The sequence below is a fragment of the Ktedonobacteraceae bacterium genome, assembly GCA_035653615.1.
Lineage (GTDB): Bacteria > Chloroflexota > Ktedonobacteria > Ktedonobacterales > Ktedonobacteraceae > DASRBN01.
The window spans coordinates 194,427-212,652 of sequence record DASRBN010000025.1; the positions used below are offsets into that span (position 1 = coordinate 194,427).

Annotated in this window: 14 protein-coding genes and 1 tRNA gene; 12 read left to right on the forward strand and 3 right to left on the reverse strand. The window is 54.3% G+C overall.

Going from position 1 to position 18,226, the window contains the following annotated elements:
* Position 1 precedes the first annotated feature (1 nt).
* The gene (locus tag VFA09_13505; GenBank protein HZU68286.1) at positions 2–1,183 is read left to right on the forward strand and encodes a glycosyltransferase; all 1,182 of its coding nucleotides are present in this window, start codon (positions 2–4) and stop codon (positions 1,181–1,183) included.
* 120 nt (positions 1,184–1,303) lie between these two features.
* On the opposite strand, the gene VFA09_13510 is transcribed toward VFA09_13505, so the two are convergent.
* Positions 1,304–1,375: transfer RNA gene (locus VFA09_13510), tRNA-Thr, on the reverse strand.
* A gap of 238 nt (positions 1,376–1,613) precedes the next feature.
* Here VFA09_13510 and VFA09_13515 point away from each other — a divergent pair.
* From VFA09_13515 to VFA09_13525, 3 genes are all read left to right on the forward strand, one after another.
* Positions 1,614–4,664, forward strand: coding sequence for a LuxR C-terminal-related transcriptional regulator (locus VFA09_13515; protein ID HZU68287.1), 3,051 nt, complete (start codon positions 1,614–1,616; stop codon positions 4,662–4,664).
* A 167-nt stretch (positions 4,665–4,831) separates the two neighbouring features.
* Complete coding sequence (locus tag VFA09_13520) at positions 4,832–5,596, forward strand: hypothetical protein (protein HZU68288.1); 765 nt, start codon at positions 4,832–4,834, stop codon at positions 5,594–5,596.
* Between the two features lie 113 nt (positions 5,597–5,709).
* The gene (locus VFA09_13525) at positions 5,710–6,123 is read left to right on the forward strand and encodes a response regulator (protein HZU68289.1); all 414 of its coding nucleotides are present in this window, start codon (positions 5,710–5,712) and stop codon (positions 6,121–6,123) included.
* Positions 6,124–6,149: 26 nt separating this feature from the next.
* Here VFA09_13525 and VFA09_13530 read toward each other — a convergent pair whose 3' ends face one another.
* The gene (locus VFA09_13530) at positions 6,150–6,905 is read right to left on the reverse strand and encodes an HD domain-containing phosphohydrolase (protein ID HZU68290.1); all 756 of its coding nucleotides are present in this window, start codon (positions 6,903–6,905) and stop codon (positions 6,150–6,152) included.
* A 229-nt stretch (positions 6,906–7,134) separates the two neighbouring features.
* Here VFA09_13530 and VFA09_13535 point away from each other — a divergent pair, with 229 nt between their 5' ends.
* Both VFA09_13535 and VFA09_13540 read left to right on the forward strand, forming a co-directional pair.
* The gene (locus VFA09_13535) at positions 7,135–7,746 is read left to right on the forward strand and encodes an XTP/dITP diphosphatase (GenBank protein ID HZU68291.1); all 612 of its coding nucleotides are present in this window, start codon (positions 7,135–7,137) and stop codon (positions 7,744–7,746) included.
* An 88-nt stretch (positions 7,747–7,834) separates the two neighbouring features.
* Positions 7,835–11,032 carry an exonuclease domain-containing protein gene (locus VFA09_13540; protein ID HZU68292.1) on the forward strand — a complete coding sequence of 1,066 codons (3,198 nt, stop codon included), beginning with the start codon at positions 7,835–7,837 and terminating at the stop codon, positions 11,030–11,032.
* On the opposite strand, the gene VFA09_13545 is transcribed toward VFA09_13540, so the two are convergent.
* A complete protein-coding gene (locus tag VFA09_13545; GenBank protein ID HZU68293.1) occupies positions 10,997–11,386 on the reverse strand; it encodes a hypothetical protein in 390 nt (129 codons plus the stop codon). The two genes, VFA09_13540 and VFA09_13545, sit on opposite strands and share 36 nt — an antisense overlap.
* Before the next feature lie 242 nt (positions 11,387–11,628).
* Between VFA09_13545 and VFA09_13550 the strand changes: the two genes are divergently transcribed.
* From VFA09_13550 to VFA09_13575, 6 genes are all read left to right on the forward strand, one after another.
* Positions 11,629–12,678 carry a PQQ-binding-like beta-propeller repeat protein gene (locus VFA09_13550; GenBank protein HZU68294.1) on the forward strand — a complete coding sequence of 350 codons (1,050 nt, stop codon included), beginning with the start codon at positions 11,629–11,631 and terminating at the stop codon, positions 12,676–12,678.
* A 238-nt stretch (positions 12,679–12,916) separates the two neighbouring features.
* Positions 12,917–13,786 carry an MOSC domain-containing protein gene (locus VFA09_13555; protein HZU68295.1) on the forward strand — a complete coding sequence of 290 codons (870 nt, stop codon included), beginning with the start codon at positions 12,917–12,919 and terminating at the stop codon, positions 13,784–13,786.
* Between the two features lie 101 nt (positions 13,787–13,887).
* Complete coding sequence (locus VFA09_13560) at positions 13,888–14,268, forward strand: hypothetical protein (GenBank protein HZU68296.1); 381 nt, start codon at positions 13,888–13,890, stop codon at positions 14,266–14,268.
* Between the two features lie 650 nt (positions 14,269–14,918).
* Positions 14,919–16,103, forward strand: coding sequence for an acetyl-CoA C-acetyltransferase (locus VFA09_13565; protein HZU68297.1), 1,185 nt, complete (start codon positions 14,919–14,921; stop codon positions 16,101–16,103).
* A gap of 13 nt (positions 16,104–16,116) precedes the next feature.
* On the forward strand, positions 16,117–16,308 hold the full coding sequence (locus tag VFA09_13570; GenBank protein ID HZU68298.1) for a hypothetical protein: 192 nt from the start codon (positions 16,117–16,119) through the stop codon (positions 16,306–16,308).
* A gap of 19 nt (positions 16,309–16,327) precedes the next feature.
* Complete coding sequence (locus tag VFA09_13575) at positions 16,328–18,169, forward strand: phosphoenolpyruvate carboxykinase (GTP) (GenBank protein HZU68299.1); 1,842 nt, start codon at positions 16,328–16,330, stop codon at positions 18,167–18,169.
* The last annotated feature ends 57 nt before the right edge of the window (positions 18,170–18,226 follow it).

An 18,226-nucleotide genomic window follows, 5' to 3' on the forward strand; every position in this document is an offset into this window, starting at 1 on the left:
CGTGACAGACAAGACGTATCGCATTTCAGTCGTAGTGCCCACCTACAAACGCCCGGATTTACTCCATCAATGCCTGGCGGCCCTTAGTATGCAAGACCTTGACCCATCCGACTATGAAATCATCGTCGTTGACGATGCCGCGTGCGAAAACACCCGGCGGCAGGTAGATCAATGGGCCGCGTGTATGAGGGATAGAAAGCCAGGTAGCTGCCCGGTGCCTGCGATACGCTATATTCCCGTCACTGGCTCTCATGGGCCAGCGGTGGCTCGCAATATTGGCTGGCGTGCCGCACATGGCGAAATAATCGCCTTTACAGATGATGACTGCATTCCAACGCCGGGCTGGCTCAGTGCGGGCCTGGCGACCTTTAATTCTGGCGTTGTGGGAGTGTCTGGAAAACTCGTCATGCCCCTGGATCATATCCCCACCGATTACGAGCGCGACGCCGTTCAACTTGAGAAGTCCGAATTCGTGACTGCCAACTGCTTCTACCGCCGGGATGTACTCGAGCGCGTGGGTGGCTTCGATGAACATTTTCGCATGGCATGGCGCGAGGACAGCGACCTTTTCTTTACCATACATGAGCATGTTGAGCAATGCGGGTACAGAGAAGGCATGTGTGCCGCACTCATGCCGGGGCGAGCGCAAGGAGTTGGTAGCGAGCGACCCCAACATCTGCCGGCGCAAACAATGATGGCCCCTGCCTCTTTCAAGGACGACCACATTGCAAAAAAGCCTGCGCGCAAGGGGGATAACTGCGATCCTTTCCATGCCCTGATCTACGTTCCCAGGGCGGTTGTCATTCACCCGCTGCGCCCGGCGCCCTGGGGGATAAGCCTGAAGCAGCAGCGCAAAAGTATGTACAACGCGCTGCTCTACAAAAAGCACCCCCAACTCTACAGGCAAAAAGTTCAGGCCGCGCCACCCTGGCACTACTACTGTATCGTCGTTGCGCTGCTCATCGCCCTTGCGAGTATCCTGGCCGGGTTCTGGTTCATCGCGTTGGGCGCAATTACTGCCTGGATGTTGATGACAGGGCGATTCGTCTTACAGCGATTGCGCGATACCTCTCATGCCCCCTCGCACGTGCTGGAGATGATTGTGACATCGATGCTGATTCCGCCATTGTCAATCTTCTGGCGTATCATTGGAGCGATACGCTTTCGCGTGTTTTTCTTATAGCCAGTTTACTCAAGCCATACATCTCTTATAATAAGCACTACCAGTTAGATGTAATTCAAAATGCCTTTCAGGGCTATATGTTAACTGGAAAAACATGTAACAGGATGATGAAATATAAAGAGCCGGTGAAGAGATTCGAACTCTTGACACTCGCTTTACGAAAGCGATGCTCTACCTCTGAGCTACACCGGCTTGTCCTTTTGTAAGGCTTAAAAGGCATTCCTGACGCAACCGATTATACTCCTGAAGTGCGACGGGTGTCAAGCTTTTTTCCTCTTCTCCTCTTCTAGCCAGGGCTATTTTCAGGCCGAAATAATAACTCTGCCTGATAAATGCATGGCATGGACAGGTTACCCAACGCATGGTAGACTTAAGGTGTTACGTAACTCGTATACTGGGATATAATACCCACTTTAGACGGGATGATACGATGAAACGCGGCTCTCTGCCACAGGTCTCCAATAACCTCCTGTTCAGATACGACGAAGAAAAGGATCAGTTCGCGCCGGTCGTTGTTGGCTCGGATGCCTGGTACGCGTGGTTGGCGAATCAAGCTACCCAATCCTTTTCGGTCAGAAACGCCCTGGGTAGCTTTACTGCCCGGCGTGAACAGAAACGTCACGGGCAGTACTGGTATGCCTATCGCAAGCGTGCAGGGAGGCTGCGCAAAGCCTATCTGGGCAGAAGCGAGGATTTGACGCTTGAACGGCTCAACACTGTAGCCTCAACACTCGCAGGTCGTGGCAATCACAATAATGGTACACAGGCTCGCCTGGACGATCTGGAGAGAACTGTTCCAATGGTGTCCCTGGATAGCTGGGATGGAAGGAATAGTTTTTCTCTGTTGCCAGCTTCCACTTTGTCATCCCCAGTAACGGCCCGCTCCTCAAGAGGCCAGCTACCGGCCCGGCTTGCCCCGTTAGTTGGACGCGAGCAGGAAGTGGTGGCCGCCTGTACGTTGTTGAGGCGACCGGAGGTACGTCTCTTGACGCTCGTTGGTATCGGTGGAGTCGGCAAGACGCGCCTGGGAGTTGAGGTCGCAACGGAACTGGCCGGTGACTTTACCGGCGGAGTTTGCTTTGTTTCCCTCGGACCCATTAGCGATCACCGGCTGGTCTTACCTGCTGTTGCTGGAGCGCTAGGACTTCGAGAATCCGGGGAGCAACCGTTCATCGAGCGGCTCATCGCTTGCTTACAAGAGAAAGAATTGCTCCTGTTCCTGGATAACTTCGAGCAGGTGATAGACGCCGCGTCAGAGCTGACCGCACTCCTGGGAAGATGTCCGGCACTGAAGATACTTGTGACCAGCCGTGAGGCATTACGTGTGTACGGCGAGCAGGAATTTCCCGTGCGCCCATTGGCGCTCCCCGATCTCACACAGCTTCCTGAGCCTGGTGCTTTGTTACAGTATGGAGCCGTAGCTCTCTTTGTCCAACACCTGCGCCTGGTGCAGCCCGATTTTCAAGTTACCGCGGCTAATGCCAGCACGATTGCCGCGATCTGTAACCGCTTAGACGGCCTTCCATTGTCGCTCGAACTGGCCGCCGCCCGCCTCAAGCTCCTTTCACCACAGGCTCTGTTATCGCGCCTGGAGCACCGGCTGGCTGTTCTGACACAGGGAAGGCGGGATGGTCCCCCCAGGCAGCAAACCCTGCGTAACACCCTTCAATGGAGCTACGATCTGCTCGATGCCAGGGAACAACGCCTCTTTCGCAGGCTTGCAGTCTTCGCCGGTGGCTGTACGGTCGAGGCAGCCGAAGCCATCTGTAAAGCGCTCGGTGAGGAGACGGAGCATATATTCGATGAGATAGCTTCCCTGCGTGACAAGAGTCTGCTACAAATACAGAGCGCGCAGCGCGACGGAGAAACCCGCCTGACCATGCTGGAGACGATCCGCGAGTATGGGCGAGAGTGTCTGACCAGCTATCGTGAGATAGAGCATGTGCGGCAGGTTCACGCGCACTATTACCTGGAACTAGCAGAAGAGGCCGGGGCAGAACAGTCACAACATGCTGAGTGGCTGGAGCGATTAGAGCGCGAGCATGATAATCTGCGGGCAGCAATGCAGTGGTCTCTCGAAGGCAGCATGGCTGCGGAAGGTCGCAGCGAGAGAAGCTGCGAGATGGCACTACGTTTTGGGCAGGCCCTGCGGGGCTTCTGGGTCATACATGGATACTGGAGCGAGGGTCGAGCCTTTCTGGATCGCGTCCTGGCCGCCAGCGAAGGAAACGAGACAGCTGCGCGGGTAAAGGTACTCGAGTTGGCAGCAGGTCTGGCTGTCTATCAGAACGATCACGAACGAGGAGAGATGCTGTGCAGGGAAAGCTTGAAGCGGTATCGCGCATGCGGAGACAAGGCTGGAATGGCCTATTCACTCTACCTGCTTGGCACACTCGACTGGCAGCAGGGCAACTTTGCTACAGCTCTCTCGCCGATAGAAGAGTCACTGGCACTCTATAGGGAAGTAGGCGATGAGAAGAATATTGCTTACTCGCTCTCTTGCGTGGCGCAACTGGTCACGCAACAGGGCGATTATGCCAGAGCGCACGCTCTGCTGGAAGAAAGCATGATGATGTACAGGAAGTTGGGGAATGTGAGGGAGCTTGCTCATGCGCAGCGTGCGCTGGCGCTGACACTTTTTATTTCCCGCCGCGACCCTACGCTGGTTCGCTCGCTGCTCGAAGAAAGTACCGCGCTCTCCAGGGAATTGGGAGACAAAAGCAATCTTGCCCGTTGTCTCTCCCATTCGGCATTAGTCGCTCTTGAGCAGGGCGATGCAGCTACCGCGCGCCAGCTTTTAGAGGAAAGCATGGCGCTGCATAAAGAGACAGGAGATCTGTGGGGGATTACCTGGGTACAGTTCCTGCAGGCGCGTGTCGCGGTATGCCAGGACAACCTTGAGGCGGCGTATGGCCTGTACGTAGAGAGCCTGGGGAGAGCCATCAGGATCAATAGCAGGCTCAACATCGCGCTCTGCCTGGAAGGAATGGCGAGTATACTGCTAGCGCAGGGAGAGCCTATGCGAGCAGCGAACCTCTGGGGTACAGCAGAGGCGTTGCGGGAACTCATTGCGGCTCCCATCTGGCCTGTTCAACGGGCTTCCTATGAACGCTCCATAGCAACTGCCCGTCACTACCTTCGGGCGGAAACATTTACCGCTGCCTGGGCCGAGGGAAGAACGATGCGACCGGAGCAGATCCTTGCCACAGAGCAATCGAGAAAGATGTCGCCATTATCCGCCGCAGGATATCAATCAGTTACTCCCGTCAAGTCACAGGCGCGTTTCCCGGCGCGACTGACCAGGCGAGAGATCGAAGTACTTCGTTTGCTGACGAGGGGATTGACCAGCGCGCAGATCGCCGAGCAGCTGGTCATCAGTCTTCCCACCGTCAACACCCACGTCAGTTCGATCTATGCGAAGCTCGGCGTTCCTTCTCGATCCGCGGCAACGCGTTACGCTGTTGAACATCACCTCGTTTAGCAACGCCCCTCATAAAAATCCTTATTTCTCACGATGCGCCTTCTCTTTTCTGTTGTTAAGCTACTAGCAGGAATTGAAACATGAAGATCTGAAGGGTTTTCAGGAGAAAGAGCAAGATGATAGCCAGACCTGACCGGTGTCAGATCGCTGACCGAAAGGAGAAATATATGAGGGCGACTGCTCCCATCAGTGGCCTTTGGAATGTCCAAAACGAGACCCCTAAACATATCCTTACAGGCGGACGAAGGAAGTTGCCGGTTATTATGCTGGTTCTGTTCCTTCTAGTGCTTCTGTGTGGCTGCTCGGGAGGCAACGCTGCGCCTGTAGCTTCAACAACCCCAACTGCACCTGCCCGGCCAACGCCAACCTCGCTGCCTGCTGGCACCTTACTCTACCAGTCGGATTGGTCGCATGGACTGGATGGCTGGCAAAGTACTGGCGGGTGGAAACTCATGCACGGCATGCTGCAATCAGATGTAGGTGCTGGAGAGATCCTTACATCACCATATATGCCTGTGGTTCCCAACTATGCCATCGAAGTCCGCTACCAGATCATCAGCACTCCTGTGAATGGAGGAAACTTTGCCGTGGTAGCAGACAAGGCACCGCAAAAAGATGGATATACCGCCGGCATTTTGGATTTCCATGGGCCGGCTCCGCACTCGGAATTTTCCAATCCCGAAGTGCTCGTCTTCCTAAATCCGATCGATGCCGCTGGGAGCAGACCCCAAATCTCTGATTACGAGTCCTCTCCAGGCGTACACACGTATCGTATCGAGGTGCAGGGACCAGAGATTCAGTTCTTCATCGATCAGGAGAGAAAAAGTAGCGCGACCAGCTCACAAACCGATTTCCTCTCGAATGGCCCGATCCACGTGAGGGTAGACAAGGCGATTATCCGAGTGTTCAGCGTGCGTATAACCGCGCTATGATAGCTCGTTGATCCAGTTTCGGGTACATTGGTACTATCTTATGTTAAGCATGTATGTCCCCTTTGGACCTGGCACGTTTTTCATAGTAGAAATGCTAGAAAAGGAGGGGCGCTATGTCGAGTGGAAAGATAACCCCTGATGTATCTGGCCAGGAAAAAACGATCTTAATTATAGATGATGACCATGATATTGGAGAAATGCTGCGCGCCGTCATTACTCAGCAGACAAATTACCGGGTGGTATGGATAGCTGAAAGTGATCTGGCGCTGGAAGCGGCTTCGCATATGCGGCCTTCGCTCATCCTGCTCGATTATATGATGCCTACTATGGATGGGCTGAAACTCTATGACTACTTGCAGGATAAACCAAATATGCGCGGCGTTCCTGTTGTAATGATTAGCGCGCGGGCTACGCTGCCTTTTGAGCAGATACGCGAACGTGGGATGTATATGCTGCGTAAACCTTTTGATCTGAGCGACCTGTTGGATATTCTGGCACAGTTGCTCTCTAATGAAAGCGACTTATAGAGCAGGAGCCTTTTTGGATAGCCTGGTTAACGGGCGAGTAACGATGTTTCCAGGCCATCACAAAATTGTCTGACCAGCAGCGGGTCAAACTGCGTTCCTGCGCAAGCGCGTAGCTCTGCCAGAGCTTGATCAGGCATGCGTGCTGATTGATAGGGTCTTTGAGAGGTCATCGCATCAAAAGCATCGATAATTGCCACAATGCGCGCTCCTGGTAGTATAGCTTTTCCACGCAAGCCGCAAGGGTAGCCATGGCCATCCCATCGTTCGTGGTGGTGATAGACCAGCGGCATCACGCACTTCATCGTCTTGAACTGTTGCAGTATCATAGCGCCAAATGCTGGATGCTTTTTCATGATCTCAAGTTCTCCGGCGCTCAATGGTACCGATTTGGCAAGCAACTTTACGTCGATAATGATTTTGCCGATATCATGCAGGAGCGCCGCGGCCTCGATAATCATTGCATCTTCCGGCGCAAGGTGGATCATTTCTAAAAAAAGATGGGCCAGTTCTTTCACACGCGTGGAGTGTTCGTAACAGGGAAGATCATTTGCCTTTAATAACAGTCCGAGAAAGCTAAGCTCTCTATCGAACGCCTGTCTTTGTTGGTCATTAAACACTTCCTTCTCTACTGATGGGATACGGAAGAGCGTCTCAGCCGCAAAAAAAGAGCCGGGGGCTTGCAGCGAGATGCCTGGCAAGAACTCATCTGGGAGTTGCAGAGAGGGACGGTTATATGTATCCAGCACACCACTGGATGCAGGGGGTAGCATCTGGGTACTCATGGGAGGCACTCTCCTGTTTTCGTATTGAGGGAGCAGCTTATTCCGGGAAATGCATTCCAGGCATATTTACTGGAATATTGGAAAAAATTCACCACTTCTTCTAACATACTATACGGAAAATCAGTCCAAAAAGTGACACCGGGGATGGCTTCCATCCAAACTCGACAGCTTATCTCTTATATGATAAAATAGGGGCCTATGTTAAAATCTTCATGCCTGGGAAGTATGTATGCGTGATTTATTGCTGGCAACGACGAATGTGCATAAGCTAGAGGAATTCCGAGCCATTTTCGCGGATTTGCCGTACAGGTTGCTGTCACTGCAAGATATTCAGTTACAGATGGATGTTGAGGAAACGGGCAGCACCTTTGCGGAAAATGCAGAGTTGAAGGCGCATACCTATGCCGGGGCTTCGGGCCTGCTCACCCTGGCAGATGATTCGGGCCTGGAAATAGATGCCCTTGAGGGAGCTCCTGGCGTCTTCTCCGCTCGTTTTGCGGGCAGGGATACATCTTATCAGGAACGTTTCCGTTTGATCCTGGAGCGATTGGAAGGGTTGCCGGTTGAGCAGCGGGGCGCCCGTTTTCGCTGCGCTATTGCGTTGGCCGAGCCTTCCGGTTATACTCGTATAGTGGAGGGAGTGATTGAGGGTGTAATTGCGGACGCGCCACGTGGCGAAAACGGATTCGGTTACGATCCTATTTTCCTGGTGCCTGAACTTGGTATGACGACTGCCGAGCTGGAACCAGGAGATAAGAATCGTATCAGCCATCGTGGTCGTGCGGCCCAATTGGCTCGCATTCTTCTTAAATACTGGCCCTCACTTGAGGGAAGCCGGTAGGGACAGCGCCTGGTGCCTGTCGTCGTACCCTGACCACCTTAGCCGAAGATCGTGTTCCAGCAGTATATAGACGAGAAAAAGGAATTGTATGTCAAAGCAGCCACCCGTTCGCGTGGCACTTGATCTGGAAACAACCGGTTTGCATGCTGAACAAGATGCGATACTTGAGGTTGCAGCAGTCAAGTTTCAAGGGGGAACGATACTTGATACGATGGAGACCCTGGTTGCCCCGGGGCGTTCCATTCCTTTCCGCGTGCAGCGTCTGACCGGCATAACCCCACAACAGGTAGCGGATGCCCCTGGTTTCGAGTCTATTGCACACCGTTTGCAGCAATTTCTAGGCGATCATCCAATTGTTGGTCATAGCATTCCTTTTGATGCCGGTTTCCTGAGACGGCGCGGCCTGGTGCGCAATAATCCACTCATAGATACTTTCGAACTGGCGACTGTACTACTGCCGTCTTTGCCGAGCTATAACCTGGGGCAGGTCGCTAAGGCTCTAGGCGTGCCTCTTGTACCGGGACGGCACCGCGCCATGGTTGATACCATCCTCGCAATGAAGGTCTTTCTAGCGTTGGATGAACTCCTGAAGCAGGTCGATATAGGGCTTCTCAACGATCTGGCGAACCTTGATGCCCCTCGTTCGTGGCCCCTACTTGGTTTTTTCCGCCAGGAGTGGCGCGAACGCGTGGCAGCGGATGGCATGCAAAATGTTCCCTTGCGCGGTAATCTACGTGATCGATTCGCCGCCCAATTAGGTATGGACCCACGCGTTTTATCCTTCGCTATTGCCCGTAGCGAACCATCAACTGCTGAAAACGTCATGCCGGCAATGCAACCTGCCACATCGTCTTCCACTGTGCCTGAGCAACAGGAGGAAGCGATGCCGGCAACAGAGCATATTACTCCGATCCTGGCAGAGCAGCCTGCCAGTTATCAAGCGGCTCACCGGGCGGTGCTACAGGCGCTGGAGGAGAGAAGCAGCCTTTTGCTCGAAGTCACGATTGGAGCAAACGATTTTACGCCGGCTCTGCTCCCTGCATTGCAATGGATTTGCCAGCAGCCCGCAAGCGATGGAAGTTCTGCCGCCTCAACTGAAGCGAGACGTCTTGTCATTGCCTGCGCGAATACGCAGGCAGCGCGTCGCTTGATCGAGCATGTCTTGCCGCGCCTGCAAGGGCAGCTTGCGAAACCGGTAAAAGTAGCATATCTTGCTGAGCACGGCGGCTATCTATGTATTCACCGCTGGTTTGGATCGGCCTTGCGTCGAACCAGTGGTGAGCTCTCCGCGGAGCAGGCGCGTGGTTTAGCAAAATTGGCTCTATGGGCGCAGCAGACCCTCACCGGTGAGCGCAGCGAGTTGACCATCTTACCACAGGAAATTACAGCCTGGGAACGAATTTGTTCGGGAGTTGAGCGTGTCCCACTTGCCCTTGCCGACGGGCGTGGCAATACTCCCTACCAGCGCTGCCTCTACCGTAGCAAAGGCTATTGTTTCGTCAGGCGCGCAGAAGAGCGGGTGAATGCGGCAGATGTTGTTGTAACTACGCATGCCGGGCTGCTAGATGACCTTTCTTCCGAAAACAGCCTGTTGCGTCATGTGGACTGTCGCCTGATCCTGGATGCCGATCTGTTGGACGAAGAGTCTGCGCGCTGGAATAATCAAGAACTCGATCATCAGAGCCTGCTCAGGCAATTAAATACAATTGGCATTGAATTGCCCGATGGTCGTTACCAGGGCCTACTGGCCCTCGCCGCGCCTGCCTTACGCGAGAATGGCCCTGGCGGCCTCTCAACCACTCACACGATAGCGAAAGCGGAACTTGACAGCCGCATGCTTGGCTGGTTTCAAACGCTCCGCCAGGCGCGCACGGCCATCGATGCCCTCTTTGTCGCGCTTGCCCAACTCATGCAGGAAGCATCAAGCGCCGGCAATTCCGGCGGTCCGAACAACAAGGGCAAAGCGACCAGGATGGAGAATGGGCCGCGTTCCGCGAATGCACGGGGCGTCGAACGCGTCGACCAGCCTTTGCGACTCACTTCCCAGATACGTAATGTTGCCGGCTGGATGGAAGTAGAACACGCGTGGCAACAAGCCGCCCATCGCTTGCAGATGGTCATTGATCTCGCGCACGAGGCTGAAAAGATCATGCTTACCAGGCAGCGCCCTCGCCATCGCATCGATCCAGGCAGTGGAGAAGACGATTCGGTTGCCTGGGAATTCGCGGCCCTTGCGGAACGCCTGCGTGCGCAAAAGCGCTTCGGCCAGCAGGCTCTTACATTAAGCGAAAACGGGGGTGGGAGCGGTAATTCTGCAAATAGAGAGGATGCCATGGTCTACTGGCTGCGCGTTCCGCCGGCCCCCTTACCTTTTGCGCAGCAGCGCGCAGTAGATTCGGCCTCTCCGGGGTCATCTCCGGCCAGTGTGCCATCACCGGTGGTGCAGGCCGAGAATTCACCTGTACTCTACGGCCAGCTTGTACAGACTTCCACGCTCTTGAAACGATATATACTGACACCAGGTTCCGCCGCTATTTTCGCCGGTGCGGCCCTCTCCATAGACAACAACTTTTCATACTATCGCGGGCGCTTCGGCCTCGATGCTGATACCTGTCCTGCTCTTTCCGTCGTTACCGACCACCAGGAGCAGACCTTGCTGTTTATGCCAAATGACGTGCCGGAGCCAAATATGCCCCAGTACCAGCGGCACCTCGATGAAGCTATAGCGCAGCTAGCCATCATGCTCGACGGCCAGCTGGTCGTACTCTTCACCTCGTATGCCGCTCTGCGCAGTTCCTATGCAACTGTCAAACCCTTGCTTGAGGCGCGGGGTATCCTTGTCCTCGGTCATGGCATCGATGGTTCGCCCAGGCAACTCTGGCAACTGTTCTCGGATCAAGAGCGTGTCGTCTTACTTGGCGCGGGCAGCTTCTGGGATGGGATCGAGGAAGTCAGTCGGCCACCTGCCTGTGTGCTTCTATCGCGCCTTCCCATGCCTGTACTCAACGACCCGCCCATCGCGGCCATTGCGGAACAATACTCCGACCAGCTGCACCAGGTCACCGTGCCTATGGCCGCCTTGCGTACCCGCCGCGCCCTTAATCGACTCGCCTGGAGTGGCAACAGGCGTAATGCCGTCGTCCTCTTTGACCGGCGCATCATCTCCAAGGAATATGGTGCCACCATCCTGAATACATTGCCCCATTGTTCGCAACGGCAGGGCCAGGTATCGCATATGCCCGAAATAATACTAGATTGGCTGACGGCTACCGGCTCCTGGGACTAGCTCCGCCCAGGGATGCGATAAGGCCGATGAATCGGCGGTGGGCGCAGTATGCCTGTCCCCCAGACAGGACTGCCCAGTCCCTACGTTCCAGGCCGATGAATCGGCGATGGGCATGGTGAACTGGCCCCTACAGCCCACCCCCAGGCGACGTTTCTGCTCCCGTCTTGTCCTGTAAATAAGCAGTACCACTATTAATGCCACCAGCAGCATTGCTCCAATCCAGGTAAAAACAAGAGAAAATGGTGGTATCAGCAGTGTTCCGCCCAGCACTGCTATAATTGCTATGAAATAACCAGAAGGGGTATTTCTTTCGGGGGGTTCGCTTGCGGTATCCGCCCTCTCAATCCCATCCATCGAATCTCATCTCCCATCATCCAACTACCAGTACATGTATATTCTTCATACATTTTACCCATTCTCTCAACAAGCAAGCGGTGTGTAACTCGACAACGTAGTAGGTAATGGCGTCATACTACCCAGGAGAAAGGCGGGCAACCATTGTAGAGTGCGGATTTGCGTAGCGTGCAGATTCATCGCACTCGTCACGTGGTACGCCCCTACAGGTCCATATTAATTTGGGGAAGGAGATCCACGTTATGTATTTCGCAAAACCGCGCCAGGTAACTTTCACTATTGTCATCGCAACAGCACTCTTCGTATCCTGCCTCGCATTTACATTGCTGGGCACAAACATCAGGCAGGCACATGCATCAGGAGGTGGCTTCAATAACCCCGGCAATGTGCTTATTTCAGACCAGTTCAACAATCGTGTCATTGAAGTCGACCGCAATAAAAACATTGTCTGGAGCTTTGGTACAGGCGATCCCAATGATTGCTCTCCCGGCCCAGGCCATATCATCGCGCCGAATGATGCTGAACGCCTCGCCGATGGCTTCACCCTCATCCCTGGCACCGGTACGAGCAATTGCCCTGATAACCGCGTCATCGTTGTAGATCAGAGCGGCAACATTATCTGGCAGTATGGAGTAGCCGGGAAGACAGGCCGGGGCTTTAATCGCCTCAACGTTCCCGTTTTTGCCATTCAATTGCCCAATCACGATTTCCTGATTGTTGATCAGGGCAATAACCGCGTGATTGAGGTCAACAAGGAAAAGGAGATCGTATGGTCGTATGGGCCTAAGACAGGCCCGGGCGCGTTAAATAGCCCTAATAGCGCCGAATTGCTTCCTAACGGTCATATTCTGATTGCCGACGAGAACAATAACCGTGTCATCGAGATCGACCGTGATGGACATATTGTGTGGCAATACAGCCAGGGGCTTAACGTCGTCGCCTTTGCCAGCCGACTTCCTGATGGCGATACCCTCATCGTCGATTCTGGAAACAACCGCATCATCAAAGTGACGCAGGATAAGCAGGTCGAATTCCAGTACTTCACGAACAAGGGAAAGAACAGCAATCCCAATCCCAACCCGACCGGAGCCGTGCAATTGTACGACGGAGATATCTGCATTGCCGATCAGTTCAACGACCGGGCCATCATCATCGACCCGAATAAGCGTATCGAGTTTCAATACGGTATGACCAACATCGTCGGCAACGGACCTGACCAGCTGAACGCGCCCTACTCGGCGGTCGTCATAGGCGATTATAACGGGCAAACTCCACCACCGGATCACTTCTAGACCACTTTCACTATAACCGTCGTATCCCATCTGATCTACCAGCCTGGCACCTATAACAGGTGCCAGGCTCTTTTCAATCTCTATAGAAATCCTGGAGCGAGACTACTCACCATCGCTCTAATTGTGTGGTATAACGGAGATTTTGCACCTCTAAGCCCTGGCTTATGATGTATAATAAAAGTCGCTCCATGTTCCTCTATCACCCTCTAGTGGTGCAGAAAGCAAAGAGAGATTAGATATGTCTATTGAAAAGAGCAGTGCATCATCTTCAATGCCCATCGTTTCAGAATTAAACATTTACCCCATCAAATCATGTGCGGGAATAGCGCTGGAAACAGCTAGCATAGGCCCCAGGGGGTTTTATCACGACCGCGCGTACATGCTGGTTGATCCGCTCGGCTACTTTATTACGCAACGCGAACAACCGCGCATGGCCCTGATTACCCCTGCCCTCGCCGGAGATGGCGCGCTGAAGGTAAAGGCCCCTGGTATGCAAGAGATAACGATTATCCCTTCGCAAGTGGAAAAAAGACGCGAGGTTTTTATCTGGAATGATACCTGTGTGGCTGTAGACCAGGGCGATGCTGCTGCCAGCTGGTTCAGTACCTTTCTAGACACCGACTGCCGCCTGGTAAGATTTCCTGAGGATACCACAAGGCCGGTCGATCCTCGCTATACTGTAAGCGGGCATGACGAGGTGGGATTTGCCGATGGCTTCCCATTTCTGCTCATAACCCAGGCCTCGCTCGATGACCTGAATGCGCGCCTGAAGCAGCCAATTCCTATGAATCGTTTTCGACCAAACATCGTCGTGAAAAATACAGCGCCTTATGCCGAGGATACCTGGCGAACTATTCGCATTAGAGATATCACGTTTCATATAGTCAAATCATGCGCGCGCTGTGAAATTCCGACCACAGATCAGGTTACGGCGGAGAGAGGTAAGGAACCATTAAAAACGCTCTCGACATACCGGCATGCCCCGCGCGGCGTCATGTTTGGCCAGAACGTCATACATGAGCAACAGGGAAGTATCCATGTGGGTGATGCCATCGAAATCATCGAGGTAGCCGATTCCCCGAATTTCACCTTGAAGAAACATTCTTAGGGATGCACTCTCGTGGCCGGTTCGCCTGTCTATGAGTACCAATCTATTTGACGCGCATCTCATGCTGTGTTACCATACTTTCGCAATGAGATATCGTAATCATGCCCATTATCGGGAGGTATATAGCAGCTATGAATCTCTATGAGCAATTACTCGTCGTCCGCGAACGCCTGGAAGGTATTGGCGCGCACGACGACAGCATGGACCTGGTCGAGAAGCTTATTAAAAGGGCAGAGGCGGCGCGCGGTGACAAGACCAGCATCACACAGGTGCAGGTTCTCCGCCACATGTTGCGCATGCGCGAGGCCAGCGACAATTACAACATCTACAATGACCTGCAAGAGCTTCTCAGCGAGCGCGATGAAACCGAAGTCAGCGCGCGCGAAGATTCCGCCCCGGCGGCATACGAGGATACCGAGCGGCATCCCAAGCCAAAGTCGTTCTACAAAGCCAAAAAGGAACGCGACAAAAAGAAGGGCTAGCCCTGGCCAGGGTTGGCCCTCAAAATGTCTTTCAGGCCTATATGCCGGTTGTTGTGGTTGTTCCCTTGCTGACCGGTTTGCCTCTTTATGAGAAGGAATCCCTGGAGTTCTCTTCTCCAGCACTCCATCTCATGGATGCCACTCTCTCTGGATACCCCCTGTTTCCATAGACGGGACTGATTTACTTTTTCATCACCCCGAAACGCTTTCACCTGATCTTTTCAAAGATCTCTTCATGAAGCTGACCTCTCATTGGCAGAGACAATGACCATAAAGAGGCAGGCAAACGTTTACACACTGTTTATGCAACAGGCGTCCACGATATGGTGATCGTATCAGTTTCAGACAATGGACCAGGTATTGATCCTGACGAACTGCCACGTCTTTGAGAGGTTTTACCGGGCACGTCATGGACGCCAGCAGCATTCTAACGGCACAGACCCGCGCCCTCGCCCGGCGACGTAGAATAGTAGCTCATATGCTGACACCCTTAACTCGGTTTCTCTCTTCCTGTACCCCCTGCAGCGTGTATAATTGTAGTAGATAATACTTCCCTTTAGTGCTTTAACAGCGGGGTCCTGATTTATCACGTCCCATCAGCATCGATATATGTGCAGTTTCGTATCAAGTCTACTAAGGAGCAGACGAACATGGCAGAATTACAGGATGCGGTCATCGTAAGCGCTGTGCGTACCGCGATAGGCACGTATGGTGGCGGACTGGCGGAAGTGCCAGCCGTGAAATTGGGTGAAATTTGTATTCGAGCAGCTTTAGAACGAGCAGACCTGAAACCTAACCAGGTCAATGAAGTTATTATGGGCAATGTGTTGCAGGCCGGTCTGGGACAGAACCCGGCGCGGCAGTCTGCCGTGAATGCAGGATTGCCGGTAGATATTCCTGCTATGACGATTAACAAGGTATGCGGCAGCGGCCTCAAAGCGGTTTCGCTGGCCGCTCAAGCCATCAGGCTGGGCGACGCGGATATCATCGTTGCCGGTGGCATGGAGAGCATGAGTCGAGCACCTTACCTGGTAGAAAAGGCGCGCTTTGGCTATCGCATGGGTGATGGCACGCTGGTTGACTCCATGATTCGTGACGGCCTGGAGGATGCCTTTAACCACTATCATATGGGCATCACCGCGGAAAATATCTGTACCGCCTGTAACTTGAGTCGCGAAGAACTCGACGAGTTTGCCCTGGAAAGCCAGAAGCGCGCGCTGCATGCCATCGAAGCTGGCAAATTCCGCGACGAGATCGTGCCGGTAGAGGTGCCGGGTAAGAAAGGGCCAACCCTCTTTGAACAGGATCAGCAGCCGAGGGCAGATACCACCGCCGAAGCGCTGGCAAAATTGCGCCCCGCCTTTAAACAGGGTGGCATGGTCACGGCGGGCAACTCGTCAGGCCTCAATGATGGGGCCGCCGCCGTTGTCGTGATGAGCCGTCGCAAGGCCGCGGAACTCGGTTTGCAGCCTATGGCCACCATTCGGAGCTACGCATCGGCGGGCGTGGATCCCAGCCTTATGGGATTGGGGCCCATCCCTTCCAGCAGGAAAGCTTTGGAGAAGGCGGGCCTCTCCGTCTCGGATATGGATTTAGTGGAGGCCAACGAGGCTTTTGCCGCGCAATCCGTAGCAGTAGGCAAAGAACTTGGATTTGATCGCTCGAAGCTCAATGTCAACGGTGGCGCTATTGCTCTCGGTCATCCCATCGGCGCCAGCGGCACACGCATTCTGGTTACCCTGCTCTACGAGATGCGCCGTCGCCAGGCCCACTATGGTCTGGCAACCCTCTGTATTGGCGGAGGCCAGGGCGTGGCGATGATTGTCGAACAATGATTCTACCATCCTGATGAGTTTTGACAACCAGATGAGGAATCCTGATGAGTTTTTCAACCGAATCGCTAATCTGAGCGACCCTGGTCGTGTCATGCTGAGCGAAAGAAGCCGAAGCCCTGAGCGCAGCGAATGGGGAAGAATCTCGAAAGATGAGAAACTGTTTGCTATTTTCATAGAGCTGGAGCTGCTCTGGCTCCAGTTGTAGTACCCGGATAGGAGAGCTCATGGATATACCTGAATACATAACGAATGCCAAATTGCGTGCCTGGATCGTAGAGATGGTTGGGTTATGTAAGCCGGACAGCGTCTATTTTTGTGATGGTTCCCAGGAGGAGTACGACCAGCTTTGCACGCAGATGGTCGAGTCGGGAACCCTCATCCGGCTTAATCCTGAGAAGCGCCCGAATGGCTACCTGGCGCGTTCCGATCCCGGCGATGTCGCTCGCGTCGAGGACCGCACGTTTATTTGCTCCCTCAGTCGGGCCGATGCCGGTCCAACCAACAACTGGGTTAATCCAAGGGAGATGAAGGAGACGCTCAGGGGTCTATTCGATGGTTGCATGCGCGGGCGTACCATGTATGTTGTTCCTTTCAGCATGGGGCCGCTCGGCTCGCCAATTGCTCACATCGGCATCGAACTCACCGATTCGCCCTATGTTGCCGTCAGCATGCGTATCATGACCCGCATGGGCCGTGCCGTCTATGATGTACTGGGGCCGGAGGGAGATTTCGTCCCTTGCATGCACTCGGTCGGTATGCCGCTGGAACCGGGCCAGAAGGATGTTGCCTGGCCGTGTAACAAAGATGCCAAATACATTGTGCATTTTCCGGAGGAGCGCTCTATCTGGTCATATGGCTCCGGCTATGGTGGCAATGCATTGCTCGGCAAAAAGTGCTTCGCGCTCCGCATCGCCTCGGTACTTGCGCGAGATGAGGGCTGGCTCGCGGAGCATATGCTCATCCTGGGCGTCGAAGACCCGCAGGGAGAGAAGACATATGTTGCTGCTGCTTTTCCCAGCGCCTGCGGCAAGACCAACTTCGCCATGCTCATTCCGCCGCAGGAGTTCCAGGAAGAGGGCTGGAAGGTTACCACAGTTGGTGACGACATTGCCTGGATCAAGACAGGACCGGACGGCAAACTCTACGCCATTAATCCTGAAGCCGGCATGTTTGGCGTCGCACCCGGCACCAATATGCAATCGAACCCCAATGCCATGACTACGATTGCCGAGAATGCCATCTTTACCAATGTTGCGCTTACCGATGACGGCGACGTGTGGTGGGAAGGTATGACGAAGACGCCGCCCGCGCACCTGATCGACTGGACCGGCCAGGACTGGACGCCCGCAAGTGGTCGCAAGGCCGCGCATCCCAATGCGCGCTTCACCGCTCCGATTCGCCAGTGTCCGGTCTATGACCCGGCAGCTGATGACCCGCAGGGCGTGCCGATTTCTGCCTTTATTTTCGGCGGGCGGCGCGCGAATACCGTGCCTCTCGTCTACCAGGCCTTCAACTGGAACTACGGCGTTTACTCCGCGGCCACAATGGGTTCGGAGACAACGGCGGCTGCCGCTGGCAAAACCGGAGAAGTGCGCCGCGACCCGTTTGCGATGCTGCCGTTCGCGGGCTATCACATGGCCGAATACTTTAATCACTGGCTCGACTTCGGGCGGCAGTTGCCGAACCCGCCGCGCATGTTCAATGTCAACTGGTTCCGGCGGGATGCGGACGGCAATTTCCTCTGGCCGGGCTTTAGCGAGAACTTTCGCATTTTGAAGTGGATCGTCGAACGGGCTCGTGGCCGCGCTATCAGCATCGAAAGTCCCATTGGTTGGATGCCACGCTACGAGGACCTGGACTGGCGAGGGATGGAGGATTTCACGCGCCAGCGTTTTAGCGAATTGATGTCCGTGGATCGCGATCTCTGGCAGCGCGAGCTACTGGCGCACGAGGAACTGTTTATACGCCTCTACGACCGCCTGCCCAAGGAATTGCTCTTCATCCGCGAGCTGATTCTCTCGGCCTTGTGGCGTTCTCCCCAGCATTGGGGCCTGGAACCCGAATAAACGCCAGTTGCTGAGGTTTGGGCATAACCGGCAGTCATCATGTCGCGATATGATGGG